Source organism: Streptomyces sp. NBC_00190 (assembly GCF_036203305.1).
Taxonomy (GTDB): Bacteria; Actinomycetota; Actinomycetes; order Streptomycetales; family Streptomycetaceae; genus Streptomyces.
Genome location: NZ_CP108131.1, coordinates 4,963,532 through 4,979,705, shown reverse-complemented (window position 1 = coordinate 4,979,705; position 16,174 = coordinate 4,963,532). Strand labels below are relative to the sequence as shown.

The 16,174-nt window shown below is 72.3% G+C and carries 13 protein-coding genes; 3 read left to right on the top strand and 10 right to left on the bottom strand.

The features are described 5' to 3' along the window. Positions 1-10: 10 nt before the first annotated feature. The 6 genes from OG429_RS24130 to OG429_RS24105 all read right to left on the bottom strand — a co-directional run bounded on the left by OG429_RS24130 (position 11) and on the right by OG429_RS24105 (position 8,157). Positions 11-1,192, bottom strand: a complete 1,182-nt coding sequence (locus OG429_RS24130) for a glycosyltransferase family 2 protein (protein WP_328927347.1) — start codon at positions 1,190-1,192, stop codon at positions 11-13. Between the two features lie 6 nt (positions 1,193-1,198). After that, on the bottom strand, positions 1,199-2,968 hold the full coding sequence (locus tag OG429_RS24125; RefSeq protein ID WP_405678799.1) for an ArnT family glycosyltransferase: 1,770 nt from the start codon (positions 2,966-2,968) through the stop codon (positions 1,199-1,201). Beyond that, complete coding sequence (locus OG429_RS24120; protein ID WP_328927346.1) at positions 2,965-4,368, bottom strand: glycosyltransferase; 1,404 nt, start codon at positions 4,366-4,368, stop codon at positions 2,965-2,967. Before OG429_RS24120 ends, OG429_RS24125 begins: the two co-directional genes overlap by 4 nt. 246 nt (positions 4,369-4,614) lie before the next feature. Then, positions 4,615-6,669 (bottom strand): thioredoxin domain-containing protein, encoded by a 2,055-nt coding sequence (locus OG429_RS24115; protein WP_328927345.1) that lies wholly within the window; start codon positions 6,667-6,669, stop codon positions 4,615-4,617. A gap of 28 nt (positions 6,670-6,697) precedes the next feature. Next, positions 6,698-7,456, bottom strand: a complete 759-nt coding sequence (locus OG429_RS24110) for a DUF4344 domain-containing metallopeptidase (protein ID WP_328927344.1) — start codon at positions 7,454-7,456, stop codon at positions 6,698-6,700. Further along, the gene (locus tag OG429_RS24105) at positions 7,453-8,157 is read right to left on the bottom strand and encodes a hypothetical protein (RefSeq protein WP_328927343.1); all 705 of its coding nucleotides are present in this window, start codon (positions 8,155-8,157) and stop codon (positions 7,453-7,455) included. Before OG429_RS24105 ends, OG429_RS24110 begins: the two co-directional genes overlap by 4 nt. Before the next feature lie 155 nt (positions 8,158-8,312). Here OG429_RS24105 and OG429_RS24100 point away from each other — a divergent pair, with 155 nt between their 5' ends. Then, entirely contained in the window at positions 8,313-11,633 is a 3,321-nt protein-coding gene (locus tag OG429_RS24100; RefSeq protein ID WP_328927342.1) for a tetratricopeptide repeat protein, read from the top strand. Positions 11,634-11,794: 161 nt separating this feature from the next. On the opposite strand, the gene OG429_RS24095 is transcribed toward OG429_RS24100, so the two are convergent. Both OG429_RS24095 and mca read right to left on the bottom strand, forming a co-directional pair. Continuing rightward, on the bottom strand, positions 11,795-12,022 hold the full coding sequence (locus OG429_RS24095) for a hypothetical protein (RefSeq protein ID WP_328927341.1): 228 nt from the start codon (positions 12,020-12,022) through the stop codon (positions 11,795-11,797). 2 nt (positions 12,023-12,024) lie between these two features. After that, positions 12,025-12,906 carry a mycothiol conjugate amidase Mca gene (gene mca, locus OG429_RS24090; protein WP_328927340.1) on the bottom strand — a complete coding sequence of 294 codons (882 nt, stop codon included), beginning with the start codon at positions 12,904-12,906 and terminating at the stop codon, positions 12,025-12,027. 120 nt (positions 12,907-13,026) lie between these two features. Here mca and OG429_RS24085 point away from each other — a divergent pair, with 120 nt between their 5' ends. Beyond that, on the top strand, positions 13,027-13,443 hold the full coding sequence (locus OG429_RS24085) for a DUF4307 domain-containing protein (protein WP_328927339.1): 417 nt from the start codon (positions 13,027-13,029) through the stop codon (positions 13,441-13,443). Between the two features lie 132 nt (positions 13,444-13,575). After that, positions 13,576-14,073, top strand: coding sequence for a transcription elongation factor GreA (gene greA / locus OG429_RS24080; RefSeq protein WP_030009952.1), 498 nt, complete (start codon positions 13,576-13,578; stop codon positions 14,071-14,073). A 76-nt stretch (positions 14,074-14,149) separates the two neighbouring features. Here greA and OG429_RS24075 read toward each other — a convergent pair whose 3' ends face one another. Further along, entirely contained in the window at positions 14,150-15,013 is an 864-nt protein-coding gene (locus OG429_RS24075) for an ABC transporter permease (protein ID WP_328927338.1), read from the bottom strand. Next, positions 15,010-16,038: an ATP-binding cassette domain-containing protein gene (locus OG429_RS24070; RefSeq protein ID WP_328927337.1), complete on the bottom strand. Its 1,029-nt coding sequence runs from the start codon at positions 16,036-16,038 to the stop codon at positions 15,010-15,012. Before OG429_RS24070 ends, OG429_RS24075 begins: the two co-directional genes overlap by 4 nt. Positions 16,039-16,174 lie beyond the last annotated feature (136 nt).

Below are 16,174 nucleotides of genomic sequence, written 5' to 3'. Positions count from 1 at the left end.
TCTGTGCGGCTCAACTCCTGGTGTGGCGCCCCGCCTTGCGCGAGGTGCGCGGCAGGTAGACAAGGGCCTCGGTGGCCGCGTACCGAAGGACGAAGGTGGTGACCAGCGCGAGGGCGGTGGCGGGCAGCACCGACATGCCGAGCTTGGCGACGAACACCGCGATCAGCGGGATCCGCAGCAGCAGATCGGCATTGGCGAGCAGCGCGAAGCGGCCCACCCGGTCCGCCCAGTGGCGGTGGCGGCGGTCCCGGAAGAGCAGGACCTCGATGAGGACGAAGTTCCACAGCACCCCGGCCTGGTTGGCGACGATCTCCGCCGGGAGGTAGTGCATCCCGGCGTGCGTGAGCAGCCAGAGCGCGGCCAGGTTCGGGACGAAGCCGGAGAGCCCGATCAGGCCGAAGCCGACCATCCGGGCCAGCGGGGTCGCGGAGCGCAGCGAGGCGAGGTGGGCGAGGAAGCGCATGCCCTCGCGGGCGGTGGACTTGGACTCGCCCGAGAAGCGGTCCTGGAAGACGAAGGGCACTTCGGCGACCTTCGCCGGCCGGCAGCGCACCGCCAGCTCCAGCAGGATCTTGTAGCCCTGCGGCTTCAGGGCCTCCGCGGTGACCACCGAGCGGCGCATGGCGAAGAAGCCGCTCATCGGGTCGCTGATCCCGCGCAGGGCGCGCGGGAAGAGCCCCTTGGTGAGCCAGGTCGCGCCGCGCGAGACGGCGATGCGGTAGCTGCCGGCGAGTCCGGCCCGGCTGCCGCCGCTGATGTAGCGGGAGGCGACGACGAGGTCGGCGCCGGTGCGCATCCCCTCGCCGACGAGTTCGGGCACCAGGTGGGGCGGGTGCTGGAGGTCGGCGTCCATGACGACGATCCAGTCGGTGTCCGCCCGCCGCACCCCTTCGAGGACCGCGCCGCCGAGGCCGCCGACGGCGCTCTCACGGTGCAGGACGGCCACCGGGAAGGGGTACTCCACGGCCGCCTTCTCGATGACGGCCGGGGTGTCGTCCGTGGAGTCGTCCACGAACAGCACCTGGCACGGCAGGTGCTCGGGCAGCGCGTCACCGAGCCGGCGCAGCAACTCGTCGATGTTTCCTGACTCGTTGAAGGTCGGAATGATGAGGGTGACGCTGCTGGTGACCGTCTGCGCAGCGGCGAGCTCCGCATCGATCGGGGCATGGAGGGACCACAGGTCCTCGCTCATGGCGGCTCAGCTCCCACTCTGCGGGCCGGCGCTACCGGTGCGGCTGCCGGCGTCGGCGCGGTCGGTCCGGCGGATCTCGATGCGGTCCTCGCCCGAGCCGAAGACGGCGACCGCCGTCGAATGCTCCAGCGCTGCCTTCACGTTCGGCAGGTTCACCGCGTCGCGGCGCACCGTCGGTGAGGACACGACGTAGTCGATGTCCCGCCAGCCGTGCGGCAGGGTCTTGGTGACGGCGGGGTCGAGGTCGGCCTTGTAGAACCAGATCGCGCCGAGCCCCGGCTCGTAGCCGCGGTGCACGGCGTCCAGCCACAGCGCGTCGTCCAGCAGCACCCGGGTGCGGGCCGGATCGTCCACCTGGCTGCCGAGCCAGGCCGCGGCCTGCCGGTACGGGGCGTTCGCGTCGACCGTGAGCGCGGTGCGGTTGCCGTCGTACCAGCGCGGCAGGACGTACACCGCGGCGCTCGCGGCGAGTACGCCGAGCAGCGCCCAGCGCGCGTACACCAGCCGCTTGCGCTCCCCCGGGGCCCGGCGGCGGCGCAGCACTGCGTGCGTGACGCTGGCCGCGCCGCCCGCGAGGACGAGGGCCAGGAACGGCAGCGCCTGGATCACGTACATCGCCGGGAGGTAGCCGGAGGGCCGCAGCGCGACGACGGCGAGGATGACGGCGGCGAGTGCGGGACCGGCGAGCGCGCGGGCGGTGACCGACGTGGGGGTCCCCCCTGCTCGAGCGAAGCCGAGAGCTTGGGGGAGCAAGGTGGCCAGCAGCAGGACGGCGCCGGCCAGGCCGCCGAGCGGCAGGACGGTGTCGTAGTAGAGCCAGGAGCGGAAGACGCCGTTCGAGCCGGAGCCGGCGTCGAGGATGAAGCCGGAGCCCTCGCGGCCCATCTGGTAGGTGATGCCGTCGATGAGCGAGACGTGGCCGGAGCCGGGCAGCAACTCGCCGTTGAGCAGGGCGTACAGCGGGTAGGTCAGCCCTATGAGCACGCAGGCGGTGATGGCTCCGGTGACGGCGAACTTGCGGGTGTCGCGGTGGCTGTGGCGCCACATCGTCACCAGCAACGCCGGGAGCACCACCAGCATCGTCTCTTTGGTCAGGACGGCGGTGGCGGCCGCCAGACCGGACCCGAAGTGGTGCCACAGGTGGCGGCTGGGCGACGCCGCGAGGCAGAAGGCGAGCAGGATCCACATCACCGCGAGGTTGTCGAGGAAGATCTCGCGCTGGAGCACGACGGAGAGCGGGGAGAGCCCGAAGAGGCCCATCGCGAGCCCGGCGGCCCAGCGCGGCAGCCACAGCCGACGGGCGAGGACGTAGATCAGCACCGAGCTGGCGGCGGAGACGACGAGCATCGCGAACCGCATCGTCGCGACGGTCATCGAGTCGGGCACGAAGAGGGAGGGGAGGTACGTCAGGCCCGCGACCTGGATCCAGCCGAGCGGCGGGTGGTCGTACCAGTACGTGTAGTGGGCGAGGCCGCCGCCCTGCTGGACGGCCCACGCCTGGGCGAGGTAGGTGCCCTCGTCGTCGCTGAGGGTCGGGAAGTCGGTGATGTTCCAGCCCTGGACGAGGACGATCACGAGCAGCAGGACCCCGCAGAGCAGCAGGTCGGGGCGGGAGGAGCGGAAGCGCACGAGCGGACGGGCGGGCGCGGGCGGCTTGACTCCGAGCCCGCCGCTGCCGCCGGGCCGGCCGGGGACGCGGGGCTCTGTCGCGGTGCCGGTGGCGCTGGCGGTCGCGGCGGGCCGGGGATCAGTGGCCGTGGGCAGGGTGGCGGTCACCGGTGGCTGTCCTCTCGGATCGCGGAGTGCGCGGAGTGCGCGGCGGGCGAGGTGGACGCGCTGTACGTGGGCACGGCGGAGGCGGAGGCCAGGGCCGGGGCGGAGGCCAGGGCCGGGGCGGACGCCGTGGCGGTGGCGGTGGCCGTCACCGTCGCCGTCGCCTCGCCGAGGTGGGCGCCGGTGTGGCTGGTCAGTTCCCACTCGCTCTGGCCGCGCTGCTCGCGCCAGACCGCGCGGATCGCGGCCCCGGCGAGCATCACCTGGTAAAACGGGCCGCCGACGACGAGTTTGACGTAGTGCGAGAAGCGGACAGGCAGCCCGTACTGCCTGCCGAAGTCGTGCAGGCCGACGATCTCGAAGACGAACGTCACCATCGCCGTGATCATGGGGAGGAAGGTGATGATCGCGATGCCGACCGGTACGTCGAGGAAGACCGCGACGGCGAAGTTGAGCGGGATGATCACGCCGGACGCGGCCTGCATGAAGGGCGTCATCAGCGTGTAGCGGGCCAGCCAGCGCTGGCCGCGGGAAGGCAGCTGCTGCCAGTCCTTCTTCCGGTACACCTGGAGGAATCCCTGGTTCCAGCGTGTGCGCTGCTTGAGCAGGCTCAGCAGCGAGCCCGGCGTCTCCTCGCGGGTGACCATGTCGGAGTCGTACGCGACGACCACCTTCTTGCCGACCGACGAGAGCCGCACGCCCAGGTCGCAGTCCTCGGCGAGGCAGTTCGGGTCCCAGCCGCCGGCCTCGCGCAGCACGTCGGTGCGCACGAAGACGGTGTTGCCGCCGAGCGGGATGAAGCCCTTCTCGGCGTGCAGGTGCAGCCGGGAGCGGAACCAGAAGAAGTACTCCAGGCAGTTGCGCAGGCTGTACCAGCTGGAGTGGAAGTTGATGAGCTGGACCCCGCCCTGGACCACGTCGGCGCCGGTGGAGCGGAAGGCGTGGTCGACGTGGGAGAGCAGCTCGGGGTGGACCTGGTCCTCGGCGTCGAAGACCCCGACGATGTCGCCCCGGCAGGACGGGAGGGCGGTGTTGAGGGCCTTCGGCTTGTTCTTGGTCTCGTGGTGGTCGACGACCACCCGGACCCTGGCCGGCTCCCGGGCGGCGGCCCGCTCCGCGACGGCGGCGGTCTCGGGGTCGTCGTGGCCGACGATCACGATGATCTCGTAGTCGGCGTGGGTCGACTCCAGGAGCCGGTCGATGGTGTGCTCCAGCACCGCCTGCTCGTGCCGGGCCGGCAGCAGCAGGGAGAAGGCCAGCCGGTCGCCGCCGTCGGGGCGGTCGAAGCGGGTGGAGGCGAGCACCTCGGGCGTCCGCCAGGCGTGCATCTGCCACCAGAGCGTGAAGGCGGCGATCCCGAAGAGCGCAAGCGAGATCACGGAAATGAACACAGAGGTGTACAAAATGTCCCCCCAGACATGCCGCAACCCCAGGCGGCGATGACCAAACCCCGGAGGCTCACGGCAGGCCCCCCGGCCCGCCGCCGCTCCCAATTCCCCCCGTGCGCACCCCCCAGTGCGCCGCCCCGGTGACTCCCGAATGACAGCACGAGATTAGACAGTGAACATGACACCCACGAACACTTCAGATAAAAACAACGTTTCTGAACTCATATGAGAGCAACCGGAATTGACGGTACTCCGGTTACTTCAGGGGCGAACCGTGCCCAACTGCTCCGCCAGCTCGACCGGATCCGTCGTAGGCCGCGCGCAGACGAAATGTCGACACACATACGCCGTGGGAAGGTCGTGAACCAGTGTGCGCTCGGCCAACAAGGGGAACTCACCCCCGGCGCCGTCCGCCGAACGCGGCATCCCGGTCGCCACCACAGCCCCAGGAGCCGTCCCCAGCAACGCCGTCCGGTGCAGCGCCGCCCGAGCCGGATCCTCCGGGTGACCCACGACCGCCACCTCGCGCGGACCGTCCAGCAGCGCCTCGGAGACCGCCAGCCCGTGCCCGATGAAGCGCGGGGCACGCGGCCCGAGGGCGTGCACCACCCCGAGCGCCTTCTCGGCCGCCGTGCGGTGGGCCTGCGAACCGGTGTGCGCGGCATACGACAGCAACGCCCCGGCCGCGGCGGTCCACCCGGACGGCGCGGCCGTGTCGGTGGGGTCCTGGGGCCGCCTGATCAGCGCTTCGGCGTCGTGCGCGGTGTCGTAGAGCGAACCGTCCTCCGCGGTGAACTGGTCCAGGACCAGGTCGACGAGGAACCCGGCGAACTCCAGCCAGACCCCCTCACCGGTGACGGCCGCCAGCGCCAGGAACCCCTCCGCCACGTCGCCGTAGTCCTCCAGCACCCCCGCGTTGGCCCCCACCTGGCCGTCCTTGCTCGTCCTGGCGAGCCGGGCCCGTCCGTCCATGTGCACGCGCACCAGCAGATCGGCGGCCTCGGTGGCCCGCTCGGTCAGGTCGGGACGCTCGAAGTACGCCCCGCACTCCGCGAGCGCGGCGATGGCGAGCCCGTTCCACGCGGCCACGACCTTGTCATCACGCCCGGGCGCGGGCCGCGTCTCCCGCTCGGCGAACAGCCGCGCCCGGATCGAGGCGATCCGCTCGGCGTCCGCCGCCGGCCCGTCCTGGGGCAGCTGGAGCACGGACTTGCCGTGCTCGAAGGTCCCCTCCTCCGTCACCCCGAAGTACGCGGCGGCCAGATCCCCGTCGTCCTCCCCCAGGACCTCCCTCAGCTGCGCGGGAGTCCAGGCGTAGTACGCCCCCTCCACGTGCTCACCGCTGAGCGGGTCCGTGCTGTCCGCGTCGAGGGCGGAGGCGAAGCCGCCCTGGTCGGTCCGCAGTTCCCGGACCATGAAGTCGGCGGTCTCCAGGGCGACCCGGCGCGCGAGATCCGAGCCGGTGGCCCGCCACAGGTGCGCGTAGACCCGGCAGAGCAGGGCGTTGTCGTACAGCATCTTCTCGAAGTGCGGCACGACCCACTCCCGGTCCACGGAATACCGTGCGAACCCGCCGCCGAGCTGGTCGTAGATCCCGCCGCGGGCCATGGCCTCACAGGTGTCGGCGGCCATCTGCAGCGCCCCCTCGGACCCGGTGCGCGCGTGGTGGCGCAGCAGGAACTCCAGCACCATGGACGGCGGGAACTTCGGCGCCCCGCCGAACCCGCCGCGCGTGGCGTCGTAGTCCCGCGTCAGCCCGAGCAGCGCCCCCGCCAGCTCCTCGGGCCCGGGGGTGCCGGCCTTCCCGTAGTCCAACTGCCGCCCGGCCAGGTCCCGTACGATCCGCTGCGCGACCTCGGTGACCTCCTCGGGCCGCCCCACCCAGGCGGTCCGCACGCCTTCGAGGACCTGCGTGAAGGAGGGCATGCCGTGCCGCGGCTCGGGCGGGAAGTAGGTCCCGAAGTAGAACGGCTCGGCATCCGGGGTGAGGAACACGGTCATGGGCCACCCGCCCTGCCCGGTGGCGGCCTGCACGGCCTCCATGTAGACGGCGTCGACGTCGGGCCGCTCCTCGCGGTCCACCTTGATGTTGACGAAGTGCTCGTTCATGTAGGCGGCGGCGAGCTCGTCCTCGAACGATTCGTGGGCCATGACATGACACCAGTGGCAGCTGGAATACCCGACGCTGAGCATCACCGGCACCCCCCGCTCCCGCGCCTCCGCGAAGGCCTCGGGCGACCAGGGCCACCAGTCGACGGGATTGTCGGCGTGCTGGAGCAGGTACGGCGAGGTCTCGTTCGCGAGGCGGTTCGGCATGGGGCCCATCCTGCCGCACGGGATCACGTCAGTGGCGAAGGAACGGGGTCAGGTCGTGGGTCCAGGCGTCGCGCGTGTGGGTCCATGTGGTGGGGCAGGTCGCGCGGGCCGGGGTGGCGAGGTCCTGGTGGCGGGCGGGGGCGGCGCCGTAGACCGCGCAGCGGTGGGATTCCGCGCGGGCGGCGTCCGGGGCGTGCTCGTCGGTGGGGTCGGGTGCGGGGCCGGCCGCCGCCGCGAGGTCGTAGCCGCGGGCGGCGGTCAGGAGGGTCTGCTCGCCCTCCGGGTGGCCGCGCAGGAGCATCAGCTGGGCGAAGCGGTCGGCGGCGTCCTCCTCGGCGCGGTCGTCCCCGCGGACGGGCAGGCCGAGCGCGTCCACGAGGGCGTGGCCGGCCTCGTGGTAGAGCGTCTCGCGGACGACCTCGGCGAGCGGCTCGTCCGCCGGCCGGTGGTCCGCGTCCTCGAACAGCTTGCGGTCCTCCATCAGGTCGTCGTAGCAGAGCTCGATGCGGAGCTCCTCCGGGTCGTAGCCCGTGCCCTCGCCCGCGCAGGAGCGGGCGGCGACGGTGACCCGGTACGGGACGGCGAGGTACGCGTTGAGGTCCGCGGCCACCGTCTCGGCGAGCTTCCGCTGCTTCAGGAACCGGGCGGCGTCGAGGTCGCCCTCCGCCGGCTTCTCGTAGCGCGTGACGAATCCCCGCGCGGGCCTGGCCTGTTCGCACCCGGCCAGGCCCGGTATCAGCGCGGCCGCGCAGCACAGGGCCGCGGCCAGGCGCCGTACGGCGGTCATGCCCGGGTGCAGACGTGGGTGGTGGTGCTGCCGCTGGTCTCGATGTGGCGGATGGTGAGGGTGTTCTTCGCGTATTCGACGGACAGCTTCTGACCGTCGTTCGTGTTGCGGTGGCCCGGGGGCTTCCACGGAAAGGTGAGGGACGCGGTCTCCCCGACCGTCGCGGGGACGGTGAGCGCCTCGCCGCCGGTCAGGCGCTGCACGCCCTTGGGGGCCTCGTAGACGTCCAGCACGAGGTGGCCGCCGCGCAGCAGGAAACCGCCGCGCCAGGTGCCCGCGGCGCCTTCCCATTCGATGGACCAGCCGCCGTTGCCGCCGCCGTCCGCGTTGACCGTGGCCTTGCCGCGCCCCGCGTGACCCCCGGGGGTGGTCGATTCGATGGTCCAGGAGCCCTTGATGAAGGCGTCGAAGGCGCGGCCGGCCACCGTGGGGGAGGGAGTGGGGGCCTGAGAGGCGGCGGGGGTGGGCGCGGCGGGTCGGTCGGTCGTGCCGGGTTCGCCGGTGCCGGGCGCGGTGGTGCCCGATGCGCCGGAGGCGGGGGCGTCGGTGCCGGGTGCGCCGGGGGCGGGCGTAGCGGCCTTGTCCTTGCCCTCGCCGGCGCAGGCGGCGAGCACCGAGGCCCCCACGCCGATGGCCAGGTAGCGCAGCGCGTTGCGTCGGCCTATGAGCCGTGCGGCCGCCCGGATCTCCCGTACCGTCACCAGGTCTCCCGTTCACCCGAGTTGGATCACCGGGGATGACTATAGGACGGCCGCGGTCACCAACTCCCTCTGAACTAGCTCAGATTCTCTCGCGCTCGCGAGCGTCCCGACGGACACTTGTGGCACGTTGCCGGAGCTCTCTGAGGGGGATGCCGATGCGGGACAGCCATCGCGGTGAGGCCGAGCGGCTGTTGGAGCGGGCCGTGGACGAGGAGGCCCGGCGGACCGCGGCGGGCACACCGGTCGACAAGGCGGCGCTGCTGGCCCGCGCCCGGGAGGCACTGGACTCGCTCGCGGCGAGCGCGGCTGCGGAGTACGAGGCGTACGTACGGGCCCTGGACGAGGCGGCGGCCGGGGAGCAGTCGCTCGGCGATGCCTTCCGGCGCGGCAACACGTCAACGGCCTTACTTGCCACGGCGGTTGCGGCGGCCGCGGCCGTCGGGGCGGACCTGTCCCTCGGTGTCGCGGCCGGTACGGCCCTGACCGCTGGGGCCGTCGCGGGCGCCGCGGGGGCGATCGCGACGGTGGCGAAGGTGACGGCGCTGCACCTGCCGGCGGCGAACCGGCGGGCCGGCGAGCGGGGCCGGCCGGGCGGGCCGGAACAGCTGAGGCTGCAGTGGCTGTCGGCGCTGGAGGTGCGCGGCATACGGCCGTTCCTGGAGCAGCAGCGAGCGGTGGCCGCGGCGGCGCGGGCGCCCCGGCCGGCCGCCCGGACCGCCGCGCCGCAGCTGCGCGGGACGGACCGCAGTGCGGAGGCGCGGCGGCGCAGTGTGCTGGAGCAGTCCTTCGGGCAGCTCCCCGATCCGGCCGGGCCGTTCGCGGGCCGGCGGGCGGAGATGACGCGGATCGCGCAGTGGGTGCAGGCGGCCCGGGCCAGCACGGAGACCCGCCCGGTGGTCGTGGTGCTGCACGGCGAGCCGGGCGTGGGCCGGACGGCGCTGGCCCTGCGGGCGGCGCACGGGCTGCGGGACCAGTTCCGGGGCGCGTGCGTGGTGGATCTGCGGGGCGGCGACCTGGGCGCCCCGCTGTCGACGCGGGAGGCGCTGCTGCACCTGCTGAACCGGCTGGGCGCGCCGCGCGAGCAGCTGTTGTTCCGTGAGGGGGCTTCGGCGGATCAGCAGGTGCGGCGGCTGGGCGAGCTGTACCACCAGCACTTGCAGGGGCTGCCGGTGACGGTGGTCCTCGATGACGCGGTGGACGCGGCGCAGGTCCGGCTGCTGGTGCCCGAGCGGTCCGAGAGCCTGGTGCTGGTGACGGCGCGGGAGCCGCTGGAGCTGCCCGCGGATCTGGCGGCGTGGGTGCACCAGCTGCCGGTGGAGCGGCTGGCGGAGGCGGAGGCGGTGGAGCTGGTCCGGGCGGTAGCGCCGGGTACGGCCGCGGCTGCGGCCGCGGCGGAGACGGACTCCGATGCCCAGGCCCAGGCGGACAAGGACCTGGCCGCCGTGGTGGAGCTGAGCGGCGGACTGCCGCTGGCGCTGCGGATGCTGGCCCCGCTGGCCCGTGCGGGGCTCTCGGACCCCGGCTTCTCGGACCCCGGCCTCGCCCCGGATCCCGTCGACGGCCACCCGGTCGAGCGCGCCCTGCGGGCCGCCGACGCCCGCCTCGCCGAGCCCGCCCGGCTGCTGCTGCGGCGGCTGCCCCTGGCCGGGCGGGCCTCCCTGGGCGGCGCGGCCGCGGCCGCGCTGGCCGACGTACCGGAACAGGCGGCGCTGCGCACGCTGGAGGAGCTGTGGGAGGCCGGGCTGATCGAGCGGGTGCGCGGGCAGCGGTTCCGGATGCACGACGCGGTGCGCGCGTACGCGGCGGCCCGGCTGGCCGCGGAGGAGGACCGGGACCGGTCCTCGGCGGCGCACGAGCGGCTGGTCCGCAATTACGCGCAGCTCGCGGACTCGGTGATCCGGATGGTCGACGGGAAGATGTCGACGCGGGCGAACCACTTCGGCAATCACGGCTTCACCTCGCTGGACGCGGCGCTGCGCTGGCTGGACGACGAGTCGAGCTTCATCACGGCGGCGCTGCGGCATTCGGAGGGGGTGGACCAGCAGGCGGTGCTGGACCTGCTGGGGGCGCTGTGCGACTTCTGCCTGCTGCGCGGGGACCTGTACCGGCTCGGTGAGATCGACGAGCTGACGCAGGCGGTGGCTTCGGCGGCGGGGCAGTCGGGCGGCCTTGGCGGGCAGCAGGGGCGGCTGGTGCGGTCGGTGCAGTGGCGTACCGGTATCGCGGCGCGCCAGCTGGGCGAGCTGGACAAGGCCCGCACCACGCTGACCTCGGTGGTGGACCAGTACATGGAGGCCCATCAGGAGGCGGGGGCGGCGATGGCCCTGGTGTCCCTCGGCATCACCCTGCACCACCAGGGCAGCCTCCCGGAGGCCGCGGCCCGCATCCGTGAGGCGCTGTCGCTCCAGGAGCCGCCGGAGCTGGCGGGCGACCGCGCGTGGGGCCTGCACGCGCTGGCCGCGGTGGAGCGGGACCTGGCGCACCTGGCGGAGGCGATGACGCTGCTGGAGCAGTCCCTCGCCCTCCACCGGGAGAGCGAGAGCATGCACGGCGAGGCGTGGGCGCACTTCCAGCTGGGCCAGGTCTACCTGCGGGTCGGCGACGTGGGGCGGGCGGAGGCCGAGCTGCGGGAGGCTCTGGACCTGTACGGGCGCACGCGCGACGACCGCGGTGAGGCGTGGGCGCTGACCCAGCTGGGCCGGGCCCGGGTGGTGGACGGGGATCCGGGGCCGGCGCTGGAGCGGCTGCGGGAGGCGCTGGCCCGGCACCGGGAGGCGGAGGACGCGCGGGGCGAGGCGTGGACGCTGTACTACCTGGGTCAGGCGCTGGAGGAGGGCGGCGAACGCGATCAGGCGGTACGGGAGCTGGAGCGGGCCCGGACGATGTTCTCGCGGATGCGGGACGTGTACGGCCTGGCGCACGCCCGGCACCACTCGGGCCGGGTGACGCGGGACCAGCGGGCGGCTCAGACGGGGAACCTGAAGAACTCCGGCTTCGCGCGTCAGCTGCTGGTGGACGCGCGGGCGGATTTCCGGCGGATCGGGCTGGCGCACGGCGAGGCGTGGACCTGTCTGGAGCTGGCGGTGGTGGACGCGGGCAACGCCAAGATCGCGCAGGCGCTGGACCTGTGCGAGGAGGCGGTGCGGCTGTTCATCTCGTACGGGGACCGGCGCGGGGAGGACTGGGCGCGCTTCCTGCGGTGCACGCTGTTGCCGTACGCCGACTTCGCGGACCTGACGGTGCCCGGCACGCCGGAGGAGGCCCGGGCGGAGCTGGCCCGGCTGACGGCGGCGCCGCATCCGGCGCGGGACGGGCGGCTGGAGGACTGCCTGGAGTCGTACGGGGTGATCCTGGGCCGCGGGGTGGACCCGGCGGAGGGCTGGCAGGCGTGGCGGCTGGGCCTGGTCCCGAACCTGCACTCGCGGGAGATCATGGGCGTTCCGCTGCCGCCCCAGGACCCGGCGACGGCCGTGTGACGCGCGGATACCGCCCCCGGCCGGTCGGGCGGGGGCGGTCACGCGGCGGATCACGGCGCCGCTCAACCGGTCCGGTCAGAGTCCGGGCAACCAGTCCGGACATCCGGTCCGGACATCCGGTCCGGACATCCGGTCCGGACAGCGGCGCTCGGCGGATCCGGTCAGCCGGTCGTCCGGTCCGGGGCGGGGGCCGCGGCGCCGGGCTCGGGGGCTTCCTCGAAGTCCACCCGGCCCATGTGGCGGCTCATCGACTTCATCAGGCCCCACACGCCGAGGGCGAGGGCCGCGAACACGATGAAGCCCAGGATGCCGGGCGTCACCTTGTTCTTGTCGAAGGTGTCACCCGCCAGCGGGAGGAGCTGGGTCAGTGCTGCCTGCGTAGCGCTCATAGCTACGCATTCTTCCGGATGCCCTCGAAGAGGTCGGACTCGGGGAGGGAAGTGTCGACGAGCGACTTCGCGAGCTCGTACTCCTCCGTGGGCCAGACCTCCTTCTGGATCTCCATCGGGACGCGGAACCAGCCGCCGTCCGGGTCGATCTGCGTGGCGTGCGCGACGAGCGCCTTGTCACGGATCTCGAAGAAGTCCGCGCAGGGCACGTGGGTGGTCAGGGTCCGCTCGGTGCGCTCGAACTCCTTCCACCGCTCCAGCCACTCCCCGTACGGGGACTCCAGGCCGCGCGAGAGCAGCGCCTCGTGCAGGGCGATGGTGCGCGGCTTGTTGAAGCCCTGGTTGTAGTAGAGCTTCTGCGGCTGGTGCGCCGGGCCGAACTCGGCCTCCGGATACTTCTCGGTGTCGGCCGCGCCGTCGAAGGCGACCATCGAGATCTTGTGGGTCATGATGTGGTCGGGGTGCGGGTAGCCGCCGTTCTCGTCGTACGTGGTGACGACGTGCGGCTTGAAGGAGCGGATCTTCTTCACGAGGCGGCCGGCCGCCTCGTCCACGTCCTCCAGCGCGAAGCAGCCCTCGGGCAGCGGGGGCAGCGGGTCGCCCTCCGGCAGGCCCGAGTCGATGTAGCCGAGCCACTCCTGCTCGACGCCCAGGATTTCGCGGGCCTCGTCCATCTCCTTGCGGCGCACCTCGTGGATGTTGTCCTCGATGTACTTGTCGCCCTGGAGCTTCGGGTTCAGGATCGAGCCGCGCTCGCCGCCGGTGCAGGTGACCACCAGCACGGGAACCCCCTCGGACACGTACTTGGCCATGGTGGCCGCGCCCTTGCTCGACTCGTCGTCGGGGTGGGCGTGGACGGCCATCAGTCGAAGCTGCTCGGTCAAGACGGGATCCTCTGCGATTCGGCGCGACGGTCGACCTCTATATTGACCGAATCGGGGGACGGAAAATTCCGGGGGTGGGCCTGTGAGGGCCCGGCCCCGCCCTGGCGGAAGGAACGATCGATGAGCACGGTGCGCGGAGGGCTGCCCGAGGGCCGTTACGGCTGGTCGGCGGACGAGCGTGCGGACCGGAAGCTCAAGATCGTCGGGGCTGCGCTCGGTGCCGTGCTGCTGGGTGTGATCGGCTGGATCGGCTGGGACTACATCGCGGGGCAGAGCGTCAGCGCCGAGGTGATCAAGTTCCAGGTGGTCTCGGACACCGAGGTGAAGGCCCACCTGGAGATCCGCAAGGACGCTTCGGTCACCGGGGTCTGCACGCTCAGCTCGCAGGACGAGCAGCACAACGAGGTGGGCCGCGCGGACTTCACCTTCGCGCAGCCCAAGGCGCGCGTGGACGAGCTCGTCTCCCTGAAGACCACCGGCCGCGCCACGATGATCGAACTGGTCGGCTGCCAGCAGGCGGGGTCCGCGACCCGCTGAGTGCCTGGTCGTGACACGGACGGCGGGCAATCCGGCACGTGGGTCCTCCCCCTTTTCTTCCCGAATTGTTAGGCTCGTGGTTTCGTCCGCCGCTGGCGGCTATGTAGTCCCCTGTACCGACGAGGAGCACCCGTGACCCAGACGAGCGAAAGCGTCACCTGGCTGACCCAGGCGGCGTACGACCAGCTGAAGGCGGAGCTGGACTACCTCTCTGGTCCCGCCCGCACGGAGATCGCCACGAAGATCGCAGCCGCCCGCGAGGAGGGCGACCTGCGCGAGAACGGCGGTTACCACGCGGCCAAGGAGGAGCAGGGCAAGCAGGAGCTCCGTGTGCGCCAGCTGACGCAGCTCCTGGAGAACGCCAAGGTCGGGACCGCGCCCGCGTCCGACGGCGTGGTGGCGCCCGGCACGCTCGTCAAGATCGCCTTTGACGGCGACGAGGACGACACCATGGAGTTCCTGCTGGCCTCCCGCGAGTACGCGTCCTCGGACTTCGAGACGTACTCGCCCCAGTCCCCGCTGGGCAGCGGTGTGCTGGGCAAGGCGATCGGCGAGGACGCGGAGTACGAGCTGCCGAACGGCAAGAAGGCCTCCGTCAAGATCCTCGACGTCAAGCCCTTCACCGGCTGATCACCCTTCGTATCGCACCGATGCCCGGCCGGGTCATCCCGGCCGGGCATCGGTGCGTACAGGGGTGCGTACGGGCCTACGCGGTCGCCGAGCGGTACTTGCGGACCGCCAGGGTCCGGAAGACCGCGATGATCAGCAGCGACCAGAGCACGGAGGCCAGCACCGGGTTCTGCATCGGCCAGGCGTCCGGGACCGGGTAGCCCTCCGGGAGGTTGCCGAAGAGTACGCGGCACGCCTGGACGGTGGCGCTGAAGGGGTTCCACTCCGCGATGGCCTGCAGGAAGGGCGGCATGTTCTCGGAGGGGACGAAGGCGTTCGAGATGAACGTCAGCGGGAAGAGCCAGATCAGTCCGCCCGAGGTGGCCGCCTCCGGGGTGCGCACCGACAGGCCGATCAGGGCGCCGATCCAGGAGAAGGCGTAGCCGAGCAGGAGCAGCAGGCCGAAGCCCACGAGCACCTCGCCGATGTTGGTGTGGGTGCGCCAGCCGACGAGCAGGGCCACGATCGCGAGGACGACGAGGGTGAGCGAGGTCTGGACGAGGTCGGCGAGGGTGCGGCCGGTGAGGACCGCGCCGCGGGCCATGGGCAGTGAGCGGAAGCGGTCGATCAGGCCCTTGTGCATGTCGTCGGCGATGCCCGCGCCCGCTCCGGCGGTGGCGAAGGTCACGGTCTGGGCGAAGATGCCGGCCATCAGGAACTCGCGGTAGGCGGCGGGCGAGGTGCTGCCGCCGACGCTGATGGAGCCGCCGAAGACGTAGCTGAAGAGCACGACGAACATGACCGGCTGGATCACACCGAAGATGATCATCTCCGGGATGCGGGACATGCGGATCAGGTTCCGCTTGGCGATCACCAGGGAGTCGTTGACGCCCTGGACGAGGCCGCCGCGCGGGCGGGGTGCCGCGAGGTCCGGGATCCGGGTCCCGGAGGTGGTGCTCACTTCGCCGCCTCCTTGCGCGCCGCCTTGCGGCCCTTGGCTTCGGTGGGGGCGGCGGCCGGGCCGTCGCCGTTCTCGTCGGCCGTCAGCTCGGCCACGTGGCCGGTCAGGGAGATGAACACGTCGTCGAGGGTGGGACGGCGCAGCCCGATGTCGTCGATCTCGATGCCCCGGCCGTCCAGTTCGCGGATGACCTCGGCGAGCAGCTTGGCGCCGCCCGCCACCGGCACGGTGAGCTTGCGGGTGTGTTCCTCGACCGTGGTCTGGCCCTTGCCGAAGCCGGCGAGCACCTCGCGCGCGGTGGCGATGTGCTCGCGCGCGTGGACGACGACCTCCACGCGCTCGCCGCCGGTGCGGGCCTTGAGCTGGTCGGAAGTGCCGCGGGCGATGACCTTGCCGTGGTCCACCACGCAGATGTCGTGGGCGAGGTGGTCGGCCTCCTCCAGGTACTGGGTGGTGAGCAGCAGGGTGGTGCCGCCCGCGACCAGTTCCTGGATGATCCCCCACAGCTGCTGGCGGTTGCGGGGGTCGAGGCCGGTGGTCGGCTCGTCCATGAACATCACGGGCGGGCTGACGACGAGGGCGGCCGCGAGGTCCAGGCGCCTGCGCATGCCGCCGGAGTACGTCTTGGCCGTGCGGTCGGCGGCGTCGGCGAGGTTGAAGCGCTCCAGGAGTTCGTCGGCCCGGGCCTTCGCCGCCTTGGCCCTCATCTGGTAGAGCTGGCCGACCATCTGGAGGTTCTCGCGCCCGGTGAGGTATTCGTCGACGGCGGCGAACTGGCCGGAGAGGCCGATGGCGCGGCGGACTTCGTTGGGGTGCCGCAGCACGTCGATGCCGGCGACGACGGCCTTGCCGCTGTCGGGCCGCAGGAGGGTGGTCAGGACGCGTACGGTCGTGGTCTTGCCCGCGCCGTTGGGGCCGAGCAGACCCAGGACGGTGCCTTCGGGGACATCGAGGTCCACGCCGTCCAGAGCCCGTACATCGCCGAAGGTCTTGACCAGGCCTTCGGCATAGATGGCGCCTGGCATATGGATTCTCCCAGTCTGGATCGGGCCAGCAGGATCGTTCCGTCAGCTTCCCTGGGCGAGCCTATGGTCGCCGGGCAGGCCTCGCCCCTCAGCCGAACGGGTGAGACCACGCTATCGCGTCATATCGCGTACCGCA

Coding starts and splice junctions, on each gene's coding strand:
- OG429_RS24130 (WP_328927347.1), bottom strand. CDS start 1,192: ATGAGCGAGGACCTGTGGTCCCTCCATGCCCCGATCGATGCGGAGCTC.
- OG429_RS24115 (WP_328927345.1), bottom strand. CDS start 6,669: ATGCCGAACCGCCTCGCGAACGAGACCTCGCCGTACCTGCTCCAGCAC.
- OG429_RS24110 (WP_328927344.1), bottom strand. CDS start 7,456: ATGACCGCCGTACGGCGCCTGGCCGCGGCCCTGTGCTGCGCGGCCGCG.
- OG429_RS24100 (WP_328927342.1), top strand. CDS start 8,313: ATGCGGGACAGCCATCGCGGTGAGGCCGAGCGGCTGTTGGAGCGGGCC.
- OG429_RS24095 (WP_328927341.1), bottom strand. CDS start 12,022: ATGAGCGCTACGCAGGCAGCACTGACCCAGCTCCTCCCGCTGGCGGGT.
- OG429_RS24085 (WP_328927339.1), top strand. CDS start 13,027: ATGAGCACGGTGCGCGGAGGGCTGCCCGAGGGCCGTTACGGCTGGTCG.
- OG429_RS24070 (WP_328927337.1), bottom strand. CDS start 16,038: ATGCCAGGCGCCATCTATGCCGAAGGCCTGGTCAAGACCTTCGGCGAT.